The organism is Sphingomonas elodea ATCC 31461 (assembly GCF_000226955.1).
Lineage (GTDB): Bacteria > Pseudomonadota > Alphaproteobacteria > Sphingomonadales > Sphingomonadaceae > Sphingomonas > Sphingomonas elodea.
On record NZ_AGFU01000010.1, the window covers coordinates 21,460 to 43,188 of the forward strand.

At 67.1% G+C, this 21,729-nt stretch carries 14 protein-coding genes and 1 pseudogene; 3 read left to right on the forward strand and 12 right to left on the reverse strand.

The features are described from left to right. Nucleotides 1-513 precede the first annotated feature (513 nt). Together KK7_RS23330 and KK7_RS20075 are read left to right on the forward strand one after the other, a co-directional pair. Nucleotides 514-948 (forward strand): annotated as a pseudogene (locus KK7_RS23330) (TonB-dependent receptor plug domain-containing protein); the annotation flags it as partial. Nucleotides 949-1,384: 436 nt separating this feature from the next. Beyond that, entirely contained in the window at nt 1,385-3,424 is a 2,040-nt protein-coding gene (locus tag KK7_RS20075; RefSeq protein ID WP_237709127.1) for a TonB-dependent receptor, read from the forward strand. Nucleotides 3,425-3,508: 84 nt separating this feature from the next. Here KK7_RS20075 and KK7_RS0104100 read toward each other — a convergent pair whose 3' ends face one another. The 12 genes from KK7_RS0104100 to KK7_RS0104155 form a co-directional block, all read right to left on the reverse strand. Continuing rightward, nucleotides 3,509-4,423 (reverse strand): transferrin-binding protein-like solute binding protein, encoded by a 915-nt coding sequence (locus KK7_RS0104100; RefSeq protein ID WP_010543374.1) that lies wholly within the window; start codon nt 4,421-4,423, stop codon nt 3,509-3,511. Nucleotides 4,424-4,564: 141 nt separating this feature from the next. Beyond that, entirely contained in the window at nt 4,565-5,905 is a 1,341-nt protein-coding gene (locus tag KK7_RS0104105) for a pectate lyase (protein WP_010543375.1), read from the reverse strand. Then, nucleotides 5,905-9,216, reverse strand: coding sequence for a TonB-dependent receptor domain-containing protein (locus tag KK7_RS0104110; protein WP_010543376.1), 3,312 nt, complete (start codon nt 9,214-9,216; stop codon nt 5,905-5,907). Before KK7_RS0104110 ends, KK7_RS0104105 begins: the two co-directional genes overlap by 1 nt. Nucleotides 9,217-9,508: 292 nt before the next feature. Next, entirely contained in the window at nt 9,509-10,546 is a 1,038-nt protein-coding gene (locus KK7_RS0104115) for a LacI family DNA-binding transcriptional regulator (protein ID WP_010543377.1), read from the reverse strand. A 78-nt stretch (nt 10,547-10,624) separates the two neighbouring features. Beyond that, on the reverse strand, nt 10,625-12,163 hold the full coding sequence (locus KK7_RS0104120; protein ID WP_010543378.1) for a carboxylesterase/lipase family protein: 1,539 nt from the start codon (nt 12,161-12,163) through the stop codon (nt 10,625-10,627). Further along, a complete protein-coding gene (locus KK7_RS0104125; protein ID WP_010543379.1) occupies nt 12,160-13,164 on the reverse strand; it encodes a sugar kinase in 1,005 nt (334 codons plus the stop codon). Before KK7_RS0104125 ends, KK7_RS0104120 begins: the two co-directional genes overlap by 4 nt. Further along, nucleotides 13,161-13,931, reverse strand: coding sequence for a 2-dehydro-3-deoxy-D-gluconate 5-dehydrogenase KduD (gene kduD, locus KK7_RS0104130; RefSeq protein WP_010543380.1), 771 nt, complete (start codon nt 13,929-13,931; stop codon nt 13,161-13,163). Before kduD ends, KK7_RS0104125 begins: the two co-directional genes overlap by 4 nt. Nucleotides 13,932-13,986: 55 nt before the next feature. After that, complete coding sequence (locus KK7_RS0104135) at nt 13,987-14,622, reverse strand: RpiB/LacA/LacB family sugar-phosphate isomerase (protein WP_010543381.1); 636 nt, start codon at nt 14,620-14,622, stop codon at nt 13,987-13,989. 114 nt (nt 14,623-14,736) lie between these two features. After that, nucleotides 14,737-16,161 (reverse strand): glucuronate isomerase, encoded by a 1,425-nt coding sequence (gene uxaC, locus KK7_RS0104140; RefSeq protein WP_010543382.1) that lies wholly within the window; start codon nt 16,159-16,161, stop codon nt 14,737-14,739. Nucleotides 16,162-16,191: 30 nt separating this feature from the next. Continuing rightward, a complete protein-coding gene (locus KK7_RS0104145; RefSeq protein WP_010543383.1) occupies nt 16,192-17,481 on the reverse strand; it encodes an MFS transporter in 1,290 nt (429 codons plus the stop codon). A gap of 32 nt (nt 17,482-17,513) precedes the next feature. Beyond that, nucleotides 17,514-18,302, reverse strand: coding sequence for a hypothetical protein (locus KK7_RS0104150; RefSeq protein ID WP_010543384.1), 789 nt, complete (start codon nt 18,300-18,302; stop codon nt 17,514-17,516). Nucleotides 18,303-18,774: 472 nt separating this feature from the next. Continuing rightward, on the reverse strand, nt 18,775-20,199 hold the full coding sequence (locus KK7_RS0104155; protein ID WP_029622770.1) for a glycoside hydrolase family 28 protein: 1,425 nt from the start codon (nt 20,197-20,199) through the stop codon (nt 18,775-18,777). A 284-nt stretch (nt 20,200-20,483) separates the two neighbouring features. Between KK7_RS0104155 and KK7_RS0104160 the strand changes: the two genes are divergently transcribed. Next, nucleotides 20,484-21,729 (forward strand): HAMP domain-containing protein (locus tag KK7_RS0104160; RefSeq protein ID WP_010543386.1); only part of this gene is annotated, 1,246 nt, incomplete at its 3' end.

Here is a 21,729-nt window from a genome sequence, read left to right on the forward strand (position 1 = left end):
CCCACCCGGGAGACCTTCGGGGCTGGCCAGGTGCCGGCCCTTTTTTTTGCGCGCCGCCGACCCGGCCGCTCGCCTGGTCCCGTTTTCGTCGATACCGGTGTCGTGTCCCACCTTGTCAGGCGGCGGCCGCCTTGGCCTGACCACAACCCGGTCGACGGCCAGACCAACGCATGAAAGATACCGCTAGCATGAGGCGGGCACGATAAGCCTGCGCATGCTGGGGATGAGGATGCATGGGCCAATCCACGCACAAATTGCCAAGCGAAGCTAGCACCGGGCCCTAGGCTCTGTCGGGCCTTTGCGCGCCCCTGATCCGACCCGGAATCGCCATTGCCATCACGTTCGCCGCCTGCAGCGCCCCTCCGCGCTGCGGGGTGCTTCGTGCCGTGCGCGATGCCGATGGCAACCACCACCACGAACGGCGAGAAGCCGAAGTCACTTAGAGGGGACCTGGATATGACCACCATCACGCGCAGTTTCCGACCTGGCCGCGCCGCGCTGCTGTGCGCCACCATGCTGAGCGCCGCCTGCGCTTCGACCGCCTGGGCGCAGACCGCCGCCCCGCCGCCCCCTGCGGCGCAGGCGAACGATGCCGCGGCGACCGATCCAAGCGTGCAGGAAATCCTCGTCACCGGCTATCGCCAGAGCCTTGCCAAGGCAGTCAATGTCAAGCGCGACGCGACCGGCTTCACCGACTCCATCTTCGCCGAAGATATCGGCAAGTTCCCGGACACCAACATCGCGGAATCGTTCAATCGCATTCCCGGCATCACCATCTCGCGCGACGTGACCGGCGAAGGCGTCAACGTGGCGATCCGCGGCCTCGGCTCCAACTTCACCAATGTGACGCTGAACGGCGCGGCGATCGCGGTCGCCTCCTCGGGCGCGACCGACGCGCAGGGCACCGATCGCTCGGTCGATCTCAGCTTCTTTCCGACCGACCTGTTCACCAAGCTGACCGTCAACAAGAGCTATACCGCCAACCTGCTGGAAGGCGGCGCGGCGGGCAACATCGACCTGCGCTCGGCCCGGCCGTTCGATCGCGCGGATTCGTTCATCGCCTATAACCTCCAGGGCTCGAACCAGACGCCGGAGAAGCGGGTCGGCGCGCGGGGCTCGCTGATCGGCAGCTGGCACAACGATACCGTCGGCTTCCTCGCCGGCGTCTCGGCCCAGCGCCTCTTCACCGACACGCGCGGCTTCGAGACGATCGGCTATACCAACCCCTCGCTCACCACCGCCCAGTGCGGCGCGGGGACCACCTGCAACACCCAGGTCGGCGGCAACAACTGGACGATCCCGGCCACCGTGCCGACCAACGCGGGTGCCGGCCTCGTGGCGGGGACGACGATCGACCGCGCCTTCCTGCTGGCCAACAATCCGGGTGCCACGATCCAGCAGATCGACAACGGGCTGGTCCCGCGCCTCGGTCGCACCACCAGCATCCGCGATCCCGACCAACCTCAAGTTCGACAAGTCGGATTGCAGCGCGGGCTGCACCGTCACCAGCGGCACCTTCGCCAACACCCAGTTCTTCAACGAATTCCGTCCCTATCGCGAAACCACCGAGCTCTACAGCATCAACACCGGCGGCGAGTGGACGCTGAGCGACACGCTCAAGCTGAACCTCCAGGGCAATTATGCCCGCTCGACCTTCCACCGCGAGAGCCCGACCGTGGGCGCGACCACCGTACTCAATCAGGGCGGCACGGTCACCTATACGGTCACCGGCGGCATCCCGGAGATCAAGAGCAGCCTGGATCTCAACAACCCGGCCAATTTCGGCTGGTATACGGGCAGCCGCGTGAGCCTGCAGGACGAGCGCCGCGTCAACAAGAACAAGGGCGTGCGCGGCGACCTGACCTGGGGCGACCGCGCGCTGAACCTGCAGGTCGGCGGGGCCTATGACGATATCTCGCGGCGCATCCGCGGGTTCGACAATAGCCAGGCGTGGCAGAACGCAGTGTGCGGCAACAATCCCAACGTCTTCGTGCCCTCCCCCAACTCGCAGCCGCCCTGCGAAGGCCTGAGCGTCAAGGGCGCGGCGCCCGCCGGCTATCCCACCTATCCGGGCCTGGGCACCGGCTATACCGCCGGGCAGAGCGGCCCGGTGACCAATGGCGGCTCGCTGATCCCGAACGCGTCGCTGCAAAGCTATCTGAAGCCCGGGCCCGCCGGCTTCGTGACGGTCGACTGGGACCGCTTCCGCAAGGACAGCAACTATGATTTCTACCACGACAACGCGCCCGAAACCGGCGGGGCCAATACCGGCGCCAGCGGCGGCTTCATCCGCGAAGTGGTCAAGTCGGCCTTCGCGACTGTCAACGGCGAGCAGATGCTGGGGGGCAACAGCCTGCGCTTCAATGTCGGCCTTCGCTACGTCAACACGATCCAGATCATATCCGGCCGGGTGACCTTCCCCGATCCCCGCAATGCGACCGCATCGGGCACGCAGATCGCCGATGGCAGCCGCTACCCGAACGTCGTCAACATCGTCTCGACCCGCAACAGCTACACCAAGTGGCTGCCGGCGGTGACCTTCGCCTACGACGTCGGCCCGCATGCGGTGGTCCGCCTCGCCGCCTCGAAGACGATGACGCGTCCCGATCCGTCGGCACAGCTCCCCGGCGTGAATTTCGGCGCGCCCTCGGCCGACCAGGCGACGATCGGCAACCCGGCGCTGAAGCCCTATATCGCGACCAACCTCGATCTCGGCTTCGAATATTATACCGGCCGCGAGGGCGTGATCAGCTTCAACGCCTTCCGCAAGTCGATCGAGGGCTTCACCACCAACGAGAACCGGACGCTGCCCTTCTCCGCGCTGGCCCAGTACGGCATCACCTACGACACGCTGAACCCGACGCAGCAGACCGCGATCAACGCCCGGGGCGGCCCGGGTGCGGCGAGCGTCCTGGTCACCAGCCAGGTCAACGTGCCGAACAAGCTGAAGATCAACGGCCTTGAATTCCAGTGGGTCCAGCCGCTCGATTTCCTCACCGAAAAGCTCGGGGTGCGCGGCTTCGGCTTCAACACCAACGCCACGATCGTTGATCAGACCAGCGACGGCCCGGCCCAGGCGTTCGGCGTGGCACCGTTCACCTACAACGTCACCGGCTATTATGAGCGGAACGGCGTGATGCTGCGCGTGGCGGTCACCTCGCGCGAGGGCTCGCAGAACAGCGGCGGCTCGCAGAACAGCATCCCGGCGGCCGCCCTGTTCGGCGACGACTACACGACCTGGGACTTCTCCTCGGCCTTCGACCTGGACAAGCTGCTGGGCGTGAAGAAGGCGCCGCAGCTGACGATCAACGTGTCGAACTTCACCAATGCGACGCTGCGTTCCTACTTCCAGTTCCCGAACGCAACGTTCACCCAGTACAAGCCCGGCCGCCAGTTCCTGATCGGCCTGCGCGGCAGCTTCTGACGGACCAGGGGGCGCGGCTGCGCGGCAGTCTCGCCCCCTTGACCCAAACCGCCAGCCGACCGCGCTCGGGCCACCGGCACAAGGCTAGTTCCTGCGGCCGACCAGCACCCCCACGCCTCTGCCATCCGCGTTGAGCATCCCGAAATTCGCCCCGATCTCAGCGGCTGCGGGGCCATAGAAGGTGCCTTGCATGTTCACGGTCGTGCCGTTGCTGCCGCCAGCGGCATTGAAGAACACGCCGACGCTCTCCGAACGGATCGTGCCCGCCAGCGAATGGATGCCGAACTCCCGCAGGCCGCCGGTCACCACATTCTGTCCGCGCAGTTGCAGGGTTGCCCGTACCGTGGCCGCCGCGAAATCGGCGGTGAAATTGCTGTCGCCGCCGAGCGCATAGACGCCGCTTGTCCCGGCGAATTGGCCGTCGACGCGGGTGGTGTAGGTCGCCGTCCCGCTCTTCGGCATGTCCGAGGGCACGGTGCGGACGCCATAGGCGAAGAAGATCGTATCGACGCCGATCGGGCTGCCCTCGCTGATCGACTGATAGGCGCCGTAGCTCGTATAGGTCAGCACCAGCTGGGGATTGCCTGCCCCCGGATTGAACAGGGACAGATTCTCCTGCCGCCCGGGCACACGCTTTTCATAGTTGGTCAGCGTGTTCGAGCCCGACGTCCGGTCGGCAGGCCCAAAGGCGGCCGATGTGAACTGGTCCATGGCGATCGTGTAGCTCTGCGTCGATGCGTCGTACCGCACCGCCAGGGTGTTGCTCGAAAGCGGGACGCCGGAGTCGAAGCCGCCTGCCGAGCCGGTACCGGAAACCGAATAGCGGATGCGTGCCCCGGCACCCGTGAAGCCCTCGGTAAAGCGAACATCGGTCAGGCTGAGGTTGCGTTGCTCGCTGGGACCTGCCGGCGCCGTGATGAAGCCCGGCCCGCCCCCGCCCCCGCTACACCCGCCCAGCAGCACGGCGAGCACGATGGATGCGCATCCGACGGTCTTCATAAACATCCCCCCATTCAACTTCCCGGCACGATAGCAGCCCTGCTCCGGCCGAACGTGCTGGAAATCAAGGGCTCGTCGATTCCCGGCATCACGACAACGTGCGTCCGGCCCCATAGTCCGCGCGGCGAGCCGCGGCCGCGTTCAGCCCCTCCCGGCCGCCACGTCCGCCAGCCATTCCTCCAGGTTCGTCCAGCCGTCGCCGTTGCGGTCGGCGGCGCCGTCGCGGTGGTCGTGCGGGTTCAGGCCGTGGGCGGCTTCCCACGCATCGGGCATGCCGTCGCCGTCGCTGTCTTTCGGCGGGGGCGCGCTTTTCAGCTCGGGCCAGCCGCCCACCTCGCGCTGGCTGTCGATCTGGCGGCCGGTGCGATTCCGCACCCCGGCAACGATACGGGCGTCGACGCTGTCCCGTGCCTTCGAGGCGCCCGCGCCCGCCAGAACCTTTTCGTACGCCTGCGCCGCGGGATCGCGCGTCACCGGCGGCATTGGCACCGGGGCGGCCAGGCGATAGCCCTCGGGTGCAATCCCATCGACCAGACTCCACGGATTGGCGGGGATGGTGCCGTTCATGCTGTTGCCGGCGAACCAGGCCTTGGCCAGCATGTTGCCCTCGTGGAACGCGATCGGCTTTTGCGACTGCGGACCCATCACATAGGCGTTGTCGACGAAATTGTAGCGAGCGAGCGTTGCCTTGTCGGCATTGTAGCCGGACCAGCCCTTCCCCCAGTTATAGAAGACGTTGGAGCGGAAATCGAAGAAGGCGCCTTCGGGATCCACGTCCGGCCCGCTGTAATTGCCGGGCCGCGGCATCCGCGCCTCGTGGTTCGCCCAGAGATTGTGGTGGAAGCTGATCCGGGCGCCACGACCACCGCGGATCAGGCTGCCATAGCCATGCTCGCCCTTGGCGTGCAGCGAATGGGTGAGCGAGTCCGCGATGATCGACCATTGCACGGTCAGGTCCCAGAAGCCCTGCCCCGGCTTGGTATAGTTGGCCGAAGCCGACAGCGCTTCGTCCACCGACCAGCTGGCCGAGACATGGTCGAGGATGATGCGGTGGCCGCCCGCCACCCAGATGGCATCGGATTCGGTGCGACTCTCGTCGCCCAGCCGCGAGCGGATGTAGCGGATCACCACATCGTCGGCGTCCACCTCCAGCGGATGGTCGCGCAGCGTGATGCCGTCGCCGGGCGCCGACTGGCCGGCGATCGTAACCCGCCCCTCGCGGATACGCAGCGGCTTGGCGAGGCGGATGGTGCCGGAAACGCGGAACAGGATGGTCCGCGGCCCCGGCGTCTCCACCGCCGCGCGCAGGCTGCCCGGCCCGCTATCGGCGAGCGTGGTGACGAACAGCACCCGTCCTCCGCGCCCGCCCAGCGCATGGGCCCCCGCCCCCTCCGCGCCGGGAAAGGCCGGCACCGCCCGTTCCTGCGCCGCGACGGGCGCGGTGCCGGCGAGCAGCAGGGCGGCGACGCCGGCCTTGCGCATCAGAAGCTCAGCCGCACGCCGGCGGTGATGATGCGGCCGGTGCTGCCATAGAGCTGCGACACCGGGTTGGCGGCATACATCGTCCGGTACTGCGGCTGATTGGTCAGGTTGCGACCCTCGAGGGTGAAGCGCGCGAACTTGGTGACGTTGATCGCGAATGCCGCGTCGAGGTTGAACTGGTTCTCGTTGTAGCCGAAGTCCGCGAACACCGGCGAGTTGCATGCGGCGCCCGCATTGGTGGTGAGGCCTACCGAACAGGTGCCGGTCGCCAGCGGGAAGCGGTTCACGAACCGGGTGCGATAGGCACCCGAGAAGCGCAGCGACCACAAATCATTCTCGTAATAGAGCGTAGCGTTGAACGCATCCGGCGAGGTGTTGAGGAACGGACCCGTCGCATAGCTGTTCTGCGCCGTCCCCGCGCCGCCCGCCTGGGTGGTCGCAAGCACCGTGCCGGTCAGGTAGCTCAGGCTCGATTCGATGTGCGTGTAGTTCGCGGTCACGCCCATCTTGTTGAACGGTGCCGGCAGGAACCAGAAATCGGTCTGCAGATTGACCTCGACGCCCTTGATCGAGCCGCCCGGCGCGTCGTTGAACTGGCGCACCGCCCAGGTGCCGCCGTTCTGGGTGTAGGTGCGCAGCAGCGGATCGGTCATCGAGGCGAGGATCTGGTTGTAGATCGCCGGTTCGAACACGGTGGAAAGTGGTGCCTCGCCGGCGATCTGCTGCGGGAAGCTGTCGAGATTCTTCTTGAACAGCGCCACGGCGACGAGACCGTTGTTGCGGAAGTATTTCTCGATGCTGAGATCGAGGTTGGTCGCGCGGAACGGGCTGAGATACGGGTTGCCGACGGTGAGCGACGGCGCCGATCCGTTGACCGCCAGCGTACTGGAGAAGGCCTGGGTTCCCGGCGTGAGGCTGGAGAGCTGCGGCCGCGACATCACCTTGGCGGCGGCGAAGCGGATCAGCAGGCCGGGCTTGGCCTCCCAGTTGATGTTGGTCGAGGGCAACCAGTCCCAATATTCGTTGTTGGCGACCACCGGGATACCGGCGATGCCGTCCGCGCCGCCGACATTGCCGCGCCCCTTCACCTTGGTATTGGCGACGCGCAGGCCGACATTGCCGCGCAAGGGGCCCCCGAACAGCGTCAGGTCGTAATCGACCTGGAAGAAGCCCGAGGCATCCCGCTCCTCGACGCCGCCGCCCTGGCGACCATCGGCCACGACCCGGAAGTCGCCCCATTTGTTGACGCAGTTGCAGTCGATGCCGAATGCGTTGACGAACTTGCCGAGCTCGGGCGCGAAGAAGCTGGTCGGCGTGCCGGCGGGCAGGTTCAGCCCCTGGCCAAAGCCATAGACGCGGCCCAGATCGGTGACGTTCAGCCTGGCCTCGGCCAGCGTCGGGTTCAACGCCTCGATCGTCTGCGCGCGGCGCTGCTGGTCGGCGAAATAGCTGAACTTCTTGTAGGTGCCGCCGAAACGGATCGTCATTTCCGGCACCGCCTCGAACGCGAAGTTCAACCGGCCGACGCGATATTCGTTGGTCACCTGGTTCTTGAACACGCGGATCGTCGACAGGCCCTTCACCAGCGACCAGGCATTGGGATCGGCGACGTTGAAGCCGGGGTTGAACACCGGCATCTTGCCGCCGCCGCGCTCGTCGAACACATAGCCGTTCTGGTCGATCGCGTTCACCTCGGCGAGATAGCCGGTCGCATCGAACACCGATTTCGACCAGCCGATCGTGCCTTCCATCGTCAGCCGCTCGCCGAAATCCTGCCGCAGGTTGAGCGTGGCCTGCTTGAAGTCGGTCGAGCCGCTCTGGCTGTCGATCGAGCTGCGCCAGTCGACGCGATCGAGCTGCAGATAGTCCGCTTGCCCCGCCGCATTGACGTTGGCCGCACGTACCACCGTGTTCGGGCGACCGATCAGCTGGCTGTAGAAGCCCGTCTGGTTGGCCGTCGCGACATAGCCGGGCGATAGAGGGTTGTTGTAATAATCGAACGCGCTCAGATTGTTAGGGTTAAAGCTGTTGAAATAGCCCGGCAGCACGCTCGTGCCGTTCAGTTGCTGGCCGCAGTCGACGATCGCGCTCTGCACGCAGTTCGGGTAGAGCGCCACGCGATCGGCGTTGCCGTTGACGGTGCCCGGCGCGCGCAGCGTATTCTGCGTAACACGGGTGTTAGTGCCGTTCCGGTTCAGGCCGATCGGCGTGATGCCGGCCAGTTCGCTGTCCTGATCGTACTTGGAATAGACGCCGTCGAGGATGATCTCGGTACGCTCGGTCGGCTGCCACTGCGCGGTGGCGGTGAGGCCCAGCCGCTCATATTTCAGCTTCTGCCGGTTGACCGAGGGCAGGCCGGGAATGATCGTGGTGGGCGAAAGCAACGCATAGGCGGCGGGATCCGAACCGAAGGTCGCGCCGGTCCCGCCAGGCCGCGCAAAGCCATAGACCGGCGGGGTGACGCCGTTGATCTGCGAGTTGCGGTAGAGATAGTCGAACACGCCGATACCACGGCGGTAGGAATCGATCTGCTGTTCCTGCTTCTGGTAGGCGCCGGAGAACAGCACCCCGAAATTGTCGGTCAGCTTCACCGAGGCGAGCGCGGTGAGCCGCGGGTTCCACGTCTTGCCGTTCTCGCGATACTCGCCTTCCGCGCCGATCGCGAAGCGATTGCCCTTGTAGGCGAGCGGGCGACCGGTCGTCAGGTCGATGATCGCGCCCAGCGAGCCTTCGTCATTCTCCGCCGCGGTGGACTTGGTGATCTTCACGCCCCCGAACAGCTCGGAAGCGAAGGTGTTGAAATCGAACCCGCGGCTGCGGTTGGCGCCCGAGTCCGACTGGTTGCCGCCCGCGACGTTCTGCGCATCCGCACCGTTCAGGCGAACCGACTGGAAGTCGCCCCCGAGGCCGCGCACGGTGATCGAACGGCCTTCACCATTGTCACGATCGATCGAGACGCCCGGCAGGCGCTGGATCGACTCCGCGAGATTGGCGTCGGGAAAGTCGGCAATGTCCTCCGCGGTGATCGCATCGACGATCTGATTGGAACGGCGCTTGAGGTTCAGCGCGTTCTGCAGCGAGGCACGGAAACCGGTGACAACGATCTCCCCCTCGGTCTGCGGATCAATCGGCGACGGCTCTTCCTGGATGCTCGCATCCCGCTGCGCATCGGCCTGGGCGACGGGATTGCCCTCCTTCACCTGCGCGAAGGCCGGCGTGGCGAGCGTAAGCGCCAGTCCCAGCGCCCCAAGCGACGCACCGAACCGCCAATTGCCCGCTGCAATCGCTGCCGACGTACCGAGTTTTGCCATCTGAACCTCCCCTTGCCCGTTGGTCGCGTGACCATCTGCTGCGCCCGGCACCGGGGGAAAGTAGATGCACAGCCGTGCTCGCGGACGCGGCAAGTGCCGGCGCTCCAACGCATTGATACGGCCGCGACTATCCTCTCCCACGCTCCCGGCGACTCTTGCGGTCGCCTTGGCGCAAGCGTTCCGTCACGCTTGGTTGGCGGTATTTGTTGCAGCCTGCCCCCGCATGTCAACCGGTGTCATAAGCCGAATTGCAACAATTTCGGACGTTGCGACACCAGTGCAACAGGGGCGATCAGTCGTCGGTGCGACGGGGCGGCGCCACGGAGGCGCGGTGGATCAGGGTCGAGGGGAACAGCGATGGCTCCTCAACCCCCTGATCGTCGCCGAAAAACTCGGCGAGCAGCTTCAGCGCGGCGGAGCGTCCCATCGAGATGATCGGCCAGTGCACCGTCGTCATCGGCGGCCATATGTGCGAGGCGATGGCGGTATCGTCGAACCCGATGATCGACAGGTCTTCGGGCACGCTCATCCCCCGCCGACGCGCGGCGTGGAGGGTGGCGGCGGCCATTTCGTCGTTCGAGGCGAAGATAGCGGTCGGGCGCGGCGACAGGTCCAGCAGCCGATCCGCGGCGGCAAGGCCGCTTTCGAACGTGTAGGTCCCGTCCGCGATCAGGCTTCGCGGCAGTTTGATGCCCGCCTCCGCCAGCGCCTGCTCGAAGCCCTTGCGGCGTTCGCGCGCGGAACGGAAGCCGTGCGGCCCGGCGATCAGGCCGATGCGGCGATGGCCGAGCGCGATCAGGTGGTTGATCGCCTCCACCACCACGTCGCTGTCGTTGGAGGCGACCATATGCTCGGGCGCGTCGAGCGCGGTCGACCCCATGCGCACATAGCGCGTGCCGAGCTCGCGGCAGAGCTCCGCCAGCATGTCGTTCTCGGAAACCGGGGGCAGGATCAGCACGCCGTACAGCCGCTGCCGCTCGAGAAAGGCGCGCACGTCCGACAGCATGGTGGAGGACCCGCGGTCGATCGGACGGACGATCAGTTCGAACTCCGTGTCGCGTATGGCCTCCAGGATGCCCGCCTGGACGTTCATCACCATCTGCGCATTGGGATTGTCGTGGATCAGCCCGAGCAGGAAGTTCCGGCGAAGCGCCAGCGCCCGCGCCTGGACGTTGGGGATATAGCCCAGATCGGCGATCACCGCCTCTACCTTGGCGCGGGTATCCTCGTTGAGCAGGGGCGAGCGGTTGATGACGCGGCTGACGGTTTTCTTCGAGACGCCCGCGATCCGCGCGACATCGTTGATGGTGGGCTTTCCCGTCTTCTCCATGACCCGGTGCTATACGGCGCGACGAACGATTGCGATAGCCAGGCGCGGCGCAGATAAGATGCTGCAGCGCGACAACTTTCAGGTCCCGGGCTGGATATAGGGGACGCGCGCGAACAGTTCGCGCTCCCAGCCTCGCGGGTCGTTCACCATGCGGCTGGTCGTGTCGAACAGCATCGTCTCCCGCATGGGCAGCGTGTAGGGCGCCCAGGCCGGCAGGCCCGGCGCCGCGGGAATCCCGTTGCGGGCGAGCGCGGCAAAGGCGCCCATCATCTGCCGGCTCAGCTGCTGCGCCGCCGGCCCGGTGCCGGTAAAGGATCCGGGCGCTCCCAGCGTGCCGAAGGCAAGCGCGATGTCCATCGTGTGCGGCGCCCCGCGTTCCGGTTGCGTCGGCGACGCGAAATCCAGCTGATAGACCCAGGTCGCCTTGGCCCCCGCCGCCGCGCGGGCATCCGCCTCCATCACCTGCCCCCGCCAGCTGCGCCCCGCCGTGGTGGCGCGGTAGAAGATGTCCTGCGGCGTGTCCGAGGGGAACTGCGCGCGATATTCCGCCACCACCCATTCGGGCAGGATGTCGATCTTCAGATCCGGCGCGATCCGGGGGGCGAGATTGTCCCAGGCCAGCGTGCGGATCCGCTCGGACTTGGGATCGATGAACGCGCGCGTCTCGTCGTGCGTGTTGCCGAGGATCATCGGGATCGCCAACGATTGCGGATGGGCATCGGGCCAGAACGGGTGGCGCTGGAGCCATTTCATGTCGAGCACCGGCCCGAAATAGACGCCGCCGCCGAGGATCGGATCGCGGGCGTCCTGCGCCGCGACCAGCGCCTCGGCCGGCGCGGTGACGGCAGCCTCCAGCCCGCCGCCAAGCCGCTCCACAAATGCCTGTGCCCGTGCGGTGGCGTTCAGCGGTCCCGAGGCGGTGACTTGCTGCCCGCTCATCGTCGCTGCGCTGTGGAACAGGCCCTTGGCCGCGGGCATGCCCATCAGCGTGGCGATCTTCGCGCCGCCGCCCGACTGGCCGAACAGGAAGACGCGGGCCGGATCGCCGCCGAAGCTCGCGATATTCTCCCGGATCCAGCGCAGCGCGAGGATCAGGTCCAGCTGGCCGGCATTGCCGCTGTCGGGAAAGCGCGGGTCGAGCCGGGCGAGATAGAGGTAGCCGAACGCGTTGAGCCGGTGGTTCACCGTCACCACCACCACGTCCTCGGTCCGCGCCAGCGTGGCACCATCGTTCAGCGGATAGGTGACGCTGCCGTTCGAATAGGCCCCGCCGTGGAAATAGACCATCACCGGCCGCCGCGCTGCGCGTTCGCTACCCGGCGTCCAGATGTTGAGGAACAGGCAGTCCTCGGACTGGGGTTCGTTCTTCAGGCCGCGCTGCGGGCAGATCGGCCCGAAGGCCTGCGCCGTCGCCGCCGCCACGCGCGGTTCGGCGACCGGGGCGCGGAACCGCGCCGCACGGCCATATCGGATGCCCAGGAAGCGGGAGAGCCCCCCTTCCCGCGCGCCCGTGAACCGCCCGGCCGGCGCGTCGGCCACCGGATCGCCGGCAGTCCAGGCGCGCGGTGGCAGGCTGAGCGCAAGCCCGCCCGCCAGCACCGCGCGCCGGCTGGTCACCGCCGCACGTCCAGCCCGCCCTCGGCGAAGGCGGTCAGGTCGGCGCGGGTGAACAGGCTCGCGTCGCCGGGCAGCGAGTGCTTCAGCGCGGTGAGCGCCAGCCCCGCCTCGGCCATCGCCTTGGCGTCGCCGTCCTCGAGCAGGCCGTGCAGCACGCCCGCCGCAAACGCATCGCCACCGCCGATCCGGTCGACGATGCCGCTGACGCGCAATTCCTCGGTCTGGTGGCTGCCCGCGCGGGTATCGACGCGCGCGGCGATCCGGTGGCTGTCGACATCGTCGACATGGCGCGCGGTGGAAGCGATCAGCTGGAGCTTCGGGAACGCCGCGAACGCCGCCTCCGCCGCTTCGCGCCGGCGATCGGCACCGTCACCGGAAAAGGGCTTGCCGAGCAGCAGCGAGATGTCGCGGTGGTTGCCGAACAGGATGTCGGCATGGCCGATCAGCCGGGTCAGCACGCCGCGCGGATCGCTGTCCCAGGCTTCCCACAGCTTGGCGCGATAGTTGCCGTCGAAGGAGACGGCGATGCCGCGTGCGCTCGCCGCCTCGGCCGCGGCGATGGCGGCGGCGGCGGTGTTCGGCCCCAGCGCGGGCGTGATGCCGGAGAGGTGGAGGCGCGTCACGCCCTCCAGCAGCGCATCCCAGTCCCATGCCGCGGCCGGCCGGTCGGCGAATACCGAATGGGCCCGGTCGTACACGATCTCCGATGCGCGGAGCCCCGCGCCCGGGGTGAGGAAATACAGGCCCATGCGACCGGCTTCGGACACCACCTTGGCGGCATCCACGCCGCGCCGGCGCAGTTCGCCGATCGCCGCGCCGCCCAGCGGATTGTCCGCCACCGCGCTGATCATCGCCACGTCGTGCCCCAGGCAGGCAAGGCCCGTGGCGACATTCGCCTCCGCGCCCGCGATCGCCACGTCGAGCTTGGGCGTCTGCAGCAGCAGTTCGCGGCCCGGCGGCGACAGCCGCAGCATCATTTCCCCAAAGAACGCGAACGTCATCGTGCCAGCCAGCCTCCGTCAACGGCGAGAACATGGCCCTGCACATAGTCCGAAGCGCGCGAGGCAAGGAAGACCGCCGCGCCCCCCAGATCCTCCGGATCGCCCCAGCGCGCGGCCGGGATGCGCTCGAGGATCTGGCGGTTGCGGGTCTCGTCGGCCTGCAGCGCGGCGGTGTTGTTGGTGGCGATATAGCCCGGCGCGATCGCATTCACGTTCACGCCCTTCGCCGCCCATTCATTGGCCAGCAGCTTGGTAAGCCCGCCGATGCCCGACTTGGACGCGGTGTAGCTCGGCACGCGGATGCCGCCCTGGAAGGTGAGCATCGAGGCGATATTGATGATGCGGCCCCGCTCGCCGGTCTCGCCGAAGCGGCGGACCATGAACTTGCCTGCCGCCTGGCAAAGGAAGAACACCGATTTGAGGTTGGTATCGACCACCGCGTCCCAATCCTCCTCGGTGAAATCGAGGCTGTCGGCGCGGCGAATGATCCCGGCATTGTTCACCAGGATGTCGATTTTCCCCAGCTTATCCACAGCCTCGTCCACAACCCTTTGCACAGGCTCGATGGTCGAAAGATCGGCGGAGATGATCTCGGCGCGGCGGCCGAGATCGCGCACCTTGGCGACGGTTTCCTCGGCGGGCGTGCGGCCGACGGCGGCGATGTCCGCCCCCGCTGCGGCAAGCGCCAGCGCGATGCCCTGGCCGATGCCGGTGTTCGCGCCGGTGATGACGGCCACCTGGCCGGTAAGATCGAACGGGTTGGTCATGGCGTCCCCCTCTCCCCCTCCCGCTTGCGGGAGAAGGAGTTAATGCTGAACTGGCTTACGAAAGGCTGCGCAGATAGTCGCTGATCGCCGCGTCCTGCGAATTGGCGTAGAAATACTCGGCGAACTTCTCGCCTGCAATCGCCGCGCGCAGCAGGTCCTGGTCGACGGTCTTCAGCACGGTGAGCATGTCGTTGCAGGTCACGCGCTTCAGGTCCGACAGGATGCCGCGGTTCTTGCGCATGATCTCGGCGCGCTCGCGCGGATAGCCGAGGCCGCGCTCGCCCTCGAACAGCTTGCGGTACACGTCTTCCAGGTTGAGCTCGGCCGCCCAGCCGAAGCCCTTGGCATAGGGCATCGAGATCGCGTTGCCGTCGTTGATCTGGCCGAACAGGAAGGCGTCGGTCGGGTCGATCACCAGGCCGCAGAACACGCCGGGCATGGCGTTGCAGGCGAGCATCGCGCCCATGCCGGTGCCGCAGCCGGTGACGACGAAGTCCGCCGCCTTGGAATTGAGCAGGATGCCGGCGAGCAGGCCGTTCATCACATAGGTGAGCGAGGCGGAATCCTCGGCCGAATACATGCCATAGTTGAACACCTGGTGGCCCAGCGGCTCGGCGACATTGGTCAGCGCCTGGTGAATGATGCCGTTCTTGGCGGCCTGGCTGTTCTCGGTGATCAGCGCAATCTTCATCGTCCTCGTCCCTTCTGCGTGTGGCGACACCGGTTACCTTAGCCGTCCCGGCGACGCTGCCATGTTTGCGGATGCGGCTGACATCTCGCCCGCCGCATCGCGATTTTCAACCGCTTATGCGGGTGTTCCGAGCTTGTACGCCTTGCGCACCAGCCCGTTGGTCAGTTCGAACGCAAGCTCCGCCGCCTCCCAGTCGAGCAGCCGCCCCTCGGCGACCAGCTGCGCCAGGAAACCGCAGTCGATCCGCCGCGCGACATCGTGGCGCGAGGGGATGGAGAGGAAGGCGCGGGTATCGTCGTTGAAGCCGACGGTGTTGTAGAAGCCCGCCGTCTCGGTCACCTGCTCGCGGAAGCGGCGCATGCCCTCGGGGCTGTCGTGGAACCACCAGCTCGGGCCCAGCTTCAGGCACGGATAATGGCCGGCCAGCGGCGCCAGCTCGCGGGCATAGACCGTCTCGTCGAGCGTGAAGAGGATGATCGACAGCTCGGTCGAGGTGCCGAAGCGATCGAGCAACGGCTTGAGACCATGCACATAGTCGGTCGCCATCGGGATGTCGGCGCCCTTGTCGCGGCCATGGCTGGCGAACAGGCCGCCATTATGGTTGCGGAAGCTGCCCGGATGGATCTGCATCACCATGCCGTCCTCGACGCTCATCGCCGCCATTTCGGTGAGCATCTGGGCGCGGAACAGCTCGGCGTCGGCCGGGGTCCAGTCGCTGCCGAGGATCTTCGCGAACAGCGCCGTGGCCTCTGCCTTGCTCAGATCGGCGGTGCGGGCGGTCGGGTGGCCGTGGTCGGTCGCGGTGGCGCCCGCCGCGCGGAAATCGGCGCGGCGCTTTCGGTGCGCGGCGAGATAGCCGTCCCAGCTGTACACGTCCTCGCCGGTCTTCTCGGCGAAGATCTTGAGCGCGCCGTGGAACTGCTCGTGCTCCACGTCGATCACCGCATCCGGGCGATAGGTGGTGACGACCCGGCCACCCCAAACCGATTCCCGGATCGCGTGGTGCGGCGAGAGGTCATCCTGCGGCCCCTCGGTGGTGGCGAGGAACTCGATGTTGAAGCGATCGAACAGCGCGCGCGGGCGGAACGCGTCGCTCGCGAGCTTCTCGTTGATCGTGTCGTAATAGAAATCCGCCGTCTCGGCATCGAGCGCAACCTCGAACCCGAACACCTCGCCGAACACATGGCCCAGCCACATGGCGGACGGCGTGCCGCGGAACAGGTGGAGATGCTCGGCGAAGGTACGCCATGCCGCGCGCGGATCGGTGGCCGGCATCCCTGCCTTGCTCGGCACGCACAGCGCATCGAGCGACACGCCCTGCGAGTAGAGCATGCGGTAGATGTAGTGGTCCGGCGAGAGCAGCAGCTCGGTCGCGTTCGACCAGTTGGCGTTGGTCGAGAACCAGGTGGGATCGGTATGGCCGTGCGGGCTGATGATCGGCAGGCCCGCGACCGCCTTGTAGAGATCGCGCGCAATTGCACGGGTTCGGTCCTCGGCCGGCAACAGCCGGTCGGGATCGAGCTTCAGCGGCTTGGCCATCGAATACTCCGGGTACGTCAGTGTTGAAAATCAGGCGCTCATGTCGACGCGGGCGAGCCGCGGCGACAGGAAATGCACACAGGCAAGCGCCACGAAATAGGCGCTGCCGGCGACCGCGAAGAGCGGCCAGTAGCTGCCGATCCGTGCCAGGACCTCGCCTGCATAGAAGGACATCAGGATACCGCCCACCGCACCGACCGTGCCGCCGATGCCGATCACCGAGCCCACCGCGCCGCGCGGGAACATGTCCGCCGGCAGCGCATAGAGGTTCGCCGAGAAGGCCTGATGCGCCGCGGTCGCGATGCCGATCACGCCGACGGCCATCCACACGCTGCTCAGCGACTCCGCGAACAGCACCGGCAGCACCGCGAAGGCGCAGACCAGCATCGTCATCTTGCGGGCGACGTTGGCGGTGTAGCCCGCGCGCATCAGCCGCGAGGAGAGCCAGCCGCCGGCGACGCTGCCCATGTCGGAGACGAGGTAGATCGCCGCAAGCGGGATGCCGAACGACTTGAGGTCGAGCTGGTAGCGCTCGAACAGATAGCCGGGCAGCCAGAACAGGAAGAACCACCAGATCGGATCGATGAAGAACTTGCCCAGCGCATAGGCCCAGGTCTCGCGCTTGGCGAGCACCGAGCCGTAGCCGAGCTTCTCCACCTTGTCGGCAGGGTCCTGCTCGATCCAGGCGAGTTCGCCTGTCGTCACCTTGGGGTGCTCGCGCGGGCTGCGGTACAGCGTCCACCAGGCGATCAGCCAGGCGAAGCTGACCACTCCGGTGATGACGAAGGCCGAGCGCCAGCCCCAGGCCAGCACCATGTACGGGATGACGAGCGGGGTGAGCACCGCGCCGATGTTCGCGCCGGCGTTGAACACGCCGATCGCAAAGGCCCGCTCCTTCGCCGGAAACCACTCGGTCACCGCCTTGATGCCGGCGGGGAAGTTCCCCGATTCGCCGATGCCCAGTGCGAATCGGGCGATGGCGAACTGGGTGATGTTGTGGGCGGCGCCGTGGAAGATGTGGGCGACCTGCCAGACGACGAAGGCGATGGTGTAGCCGACGCGCGCGCCGACCTGGTCGACGATCTTGCCGAACAGGATGTAGCCGACCGCATAGGCGATCTGGAACCAGATGATGACGCCGGCAAAGTCCTTCTCGGTCCAGTGCAGGTCCGCCATCAGCGTGGGCTTCAGCACGCCGATCATCTGCCGATCGACGTAATTGATGATCGTCGCTGCAAACAGCAACGCGCAGATCACCCAGCGGTAGCGCCCCACACGCGCCACAGCGCCGCCCACCACGGCCTCGCCCTTGCTCGTCATCTACTCTCCAATCCCACTCCGCCGCACCAGGATCACGCGATCCCGATCGTGCACTGCACTCGCATTTCCGCGCCGAACCGCGCCTCGACCTTCGCCCCGGCCTGCACCGGATGCACGCCGGTGACGGCGCCGGTAGAGATCCACTGCCCTTCGGCCAGTGGCAAGCCCTTGGCCGCCCGTTCGAACAGGAAGCGCACCGCTCCGATCGGTCCGTCGAGCATGTTGCCCGCGATGCCGGTTCCAGCGACCTCCCCGTCGATCGTTAGCGACACGGGCAGACTAAGGAAATCCTCTTCAGAAGATATACCGTATCCGATCAGGAGACCATTATTATTGCCGAAGTCGGAAATCGTCACCGCCGGGCCATGCTCGTTGATGCCGGCGAAGGGCGAACTGGCGATCTCGATGCCCACGCGCAGCTCGGCGACATAGGGCAGGATCTCCGCGTTCGTCCAAGGCCGATCGAAGTCCGCGGGCAGCGGCCCGAGCTTCACCAGATACTCGGCCTCCGCAGCGCCGAAGCCGTCGCGGAAGATCGGCATTTCCGGCACCTGCCCCGCGTCCGCCCAGACCACGCTGTCGGCGAAGATCGGGCCGGCCAGCCGGTTCGCCCCGAAGCGCTCGACCAGCCCGTCCGGCACGCGGCCCACCTTCCAGCCGGCGATCGGCTGGTCGAACAGGGCAATCGCGCGCGCCTGAATGGCATAGGCCTCGTCCAGCGTCTGCGGCATCGCGCCCGGATAGTCGGCAAACCCCTGCCGCGCGCGGCGCGCCGCCACGAATGCCTGCGCGATGGCCTCCGCGCTCGCTTGTTCCGCCAATGCTTCTTCCCTTTCCATGCCTGGTTTCCCGGCCGCGGCGCACCGGTCGACACCGGTAGTCACGAGCGACGTGCTTCAAAGGCGCCCCGGTCGGCCGAAACCGGCCGGAGCGCAAGGTTGAGGTGCCGAACGGGTCGGCTCCCGGGTGAAATCGATCGCAGGAACACCTCCGTCAGGAAGGCGCCGGCCTGCCGTGATGATGCGCGTGTGGATCCTGTGCAGAGGAAGCGGAAGTCCAGTCGGCAACCGGACCGCTCCACCGCGAACGCCGGCACGACAGGGAGGGGCGACCGGAAGACACGGACAGGATCCGCCCGCCCGGCACGCTCGCCGCCGCCGCGATGGCCTTGATCATTCTGCCTTCCTCCCCTGCGCCTTTCCGATATGCCGCCATGCCGGGCGCGAAAGATCACGCGGCGCTTGATACCGGTGTCAAAAGCCGCCGTCAACGGCTGCGGGGCCGCATCGCCACTCAAGCCAGGCTGTCCACGGGCTTGCCGTTGACGCGAACGCGCTCGAGTTGGAGCCCTTCGGTGTGGCGGACGATGCTCGGCTGGGTCACGCCGTCGAAGCTGCAGTCGCGCAGCGTGACGCCGGTGACGGGCGCCCCCGGCAGGCCCTGGCTGTCGAGCACCCGTGCCGCGTTCTTCGTCCGCAGTCGCTCGATCACGACATTGCGCAGCCGGGGCACGAAGCGCCCGTTGGCGCCTTCCTCATAATTGAAATCGCAGGTCACCGCAGCGCGACTTACCGTGCCCACATCGATGTCGCGGTAGAAGAAATTCTCGAGCAGGCCACCACGCAACGCATTGTTCTTGAAACGGATCGCGTACCAGAGATCGGGGCTGTCCATCACGCAGCGTTCGGCGAAGATCCAGCGGGCGCCGCCGGAAATCTGCGAGCCCACCACCACGCCGCCATGCCCTTCCTTCATCCGGCAATCGCGGATCAGGATGTTCTGGGCCGGCATCGCGAGCCGCCGCCCATCCTCGTTCCGTCCGGAGTTGATCGCGATGCAATCGTCGCCCGTATCGAAGGTGCAGCGCTCGATCAGCGCACCGTCCACCGATTCCGGATCGCAGCCGTCGTTGTTCGGGCCGTGGCCCAGAACGTCCACGCCGCGCACGATCAGGTTGCGGCAGAGCACCGGGTGGATCTGCCAGAAGGGGGCGCCGCGCAGCTTCACGCCCTCGATCAGCACATTCTCGCAGTCGTACGGCTGGACGAAGGCGGGCCGCAGGAACGATCCCTCGCCGAACACGCGCTTTTCCACCGGCACGCGGCGCTCCGCCATCTCGAACAGGATCGCGCGCGCCTTGCGCTGGTCTGGCATGCCTTCGCGCCAGCCGTGATCGACCGTGCCGCCCCAGGGCCCCTTCCACGACCACCAGTGCCGCGCGCTTCCCTGCCCGTCGAGCGTCCCCTCGCCGGTGATCGCGATATTGCGCTGCTGCCGGGCGTAGACGAGCGGCGAATAGTTCATCAGCTCGATCCCCTCCCAGCGGGTGAAGACCAGCGGATAGTCCTTGGGATCGGTGGAGAAGAGCAAGGTGGCGCCGGCCTGCAGGTGCAGGTTCACGTTCGAGCGGAGATGGACCGCACCGGTGAGGAAGCGCCCCGCGGGCACCACCACGCGCCCGCCCCCGGCCGCGGCACAGGCGGCGATGGCGCGCGCGATCGCCGTGCTGTTGAGCGTCTGCCCATCCCCGCGAGCGCCGAACCGGGTGACGTCGAAGTCGCGGGCGGGAAAGACCGGTGGCCGCGCGGCCCGGGCGATTTCCTCGGCCCGGCGCCATGGGTCCGTCGTGGCCGCGCGCAGGCCCGTGGGCAGCAACGACAGCGCCGCACCGGCACCTGCGTGCCCCAGCAACGCACGGCGAGACGGCGTGAACCTCATGATCCTCTCCTGTGGCCTCCGGCTATGACACCGGTTGCCGCGCAGAGTGTCGGCGGTTCGCCCGTCGGTCAAGTCCGAAGGCCCAGGACCAGGGCGCGCGGAGAGCCGGGAGGTCGCGATGCGTTCGACCCGCGCCGGGACTACCGGAGCCCAACAGAAAACCGGGTATTTCCAACATTTAGCTGCGCATTCCGCGACGCATCTCCGGAAGTTGCCGGCCGCCGCCTCTATAATGCCCTGTGTCTCTCCGGCACTTTTCGGTGCCGCCGCAACAAGGATCTCGAATGAAGAATCTGCTCGCGCGGGTGGGGGTGCCCGCGAAAATCCTGTCGGTCATTGCCGCGATCAGCCTGGTTACGCTGGTCGTCACCTGGCTTGGCGCCAGCAGCCTCACCCGCACCAACCAGGAATATTCGACGCTCACCCTCGCCAAGCTGCCGAGCACCACCCACCTCGCCCGCCTGAACCGCATCCTGGTCGCGATGGCCTATGACGGGTATCGCGTGATGGCGTATGATGGGGCGTCCTCGATGGCGCGCAAGTCCGACGAGGACGAGATGGCCAGCTACGACCAGGCCAAGAAGCTGATCGCGCAGGTGGTGCGCGAGGCACCCGAAACCGCGCCCATGATGCGCGACGTGAGCGAGCAGCTGGAAACGATTCACGCCCGCACGCGCGAAGCCATCGAGCAGGGTCGTCGCAACAACGATGGCCCGGCGCTACAGGCTCTCCAAATCGCCGATCCCGCCATCGATGAACTCGGCAAGAAGTTGGCAGCCTTCAACAACCAGTCGGTCGACGATGCGGCACGCGTGTCGCACGAGCTTCAGACGAAAGGCAAGAGCACCGTGATGCTGCTGGTGGCGATCAGCATCGTGGCGATCCTGCTGGGCATCGGTCTTGGCTATTACGTCGCGCGCGTCGGGATCACCGAGCCGCTCGCAGCACTACAGCGGGCGATGAAGGCGCTCGCCGGCGGCGACCTGCGCGCCACCGTGCCCGGCAGCGACCGGGGCGACGAGCTCGGGGAAATGGCCCGCACCGTCACCGTCTTCCGCAACAATGCCGTTGCCCAGGAGAGCGAGCGCGCGGCAAAGGCCGAAGCCGACGCCGCCCAGGCCGAGATCCTCGGCACGCTCGACACCAAGCTCGATGCGCTGTCGCGCGGCGATCTCACCACCACGATCGACCAGCCGGTGGCCCCGGCGTTCGAATCCGTGAAGGGCAATTTCAACCGCGCGGTCACCAATCTCCGCACGCTGATCGCGCAGGTACTGGAAAGCACCACCTCGATCCGCACCGGCTCGACCGAGATAGCCGCCGCCTCGGAAGACCTCGCCAAGCGGACCGAGGCGAACGCCGCAAGCCTGGAGGAGACCGCCGCCGCCGTCACCCAGATGGACCAGCGCCTGAAGGCGACCGCCCGCGCGGCCGAGACGACGGTGCAGCGGACCAACGGCGCGATCCAGTCGGTCGAGGACGGCCGCACCATCACCGATACGGCGGGGGGGGGGGGGGGGGGGGGGGGGG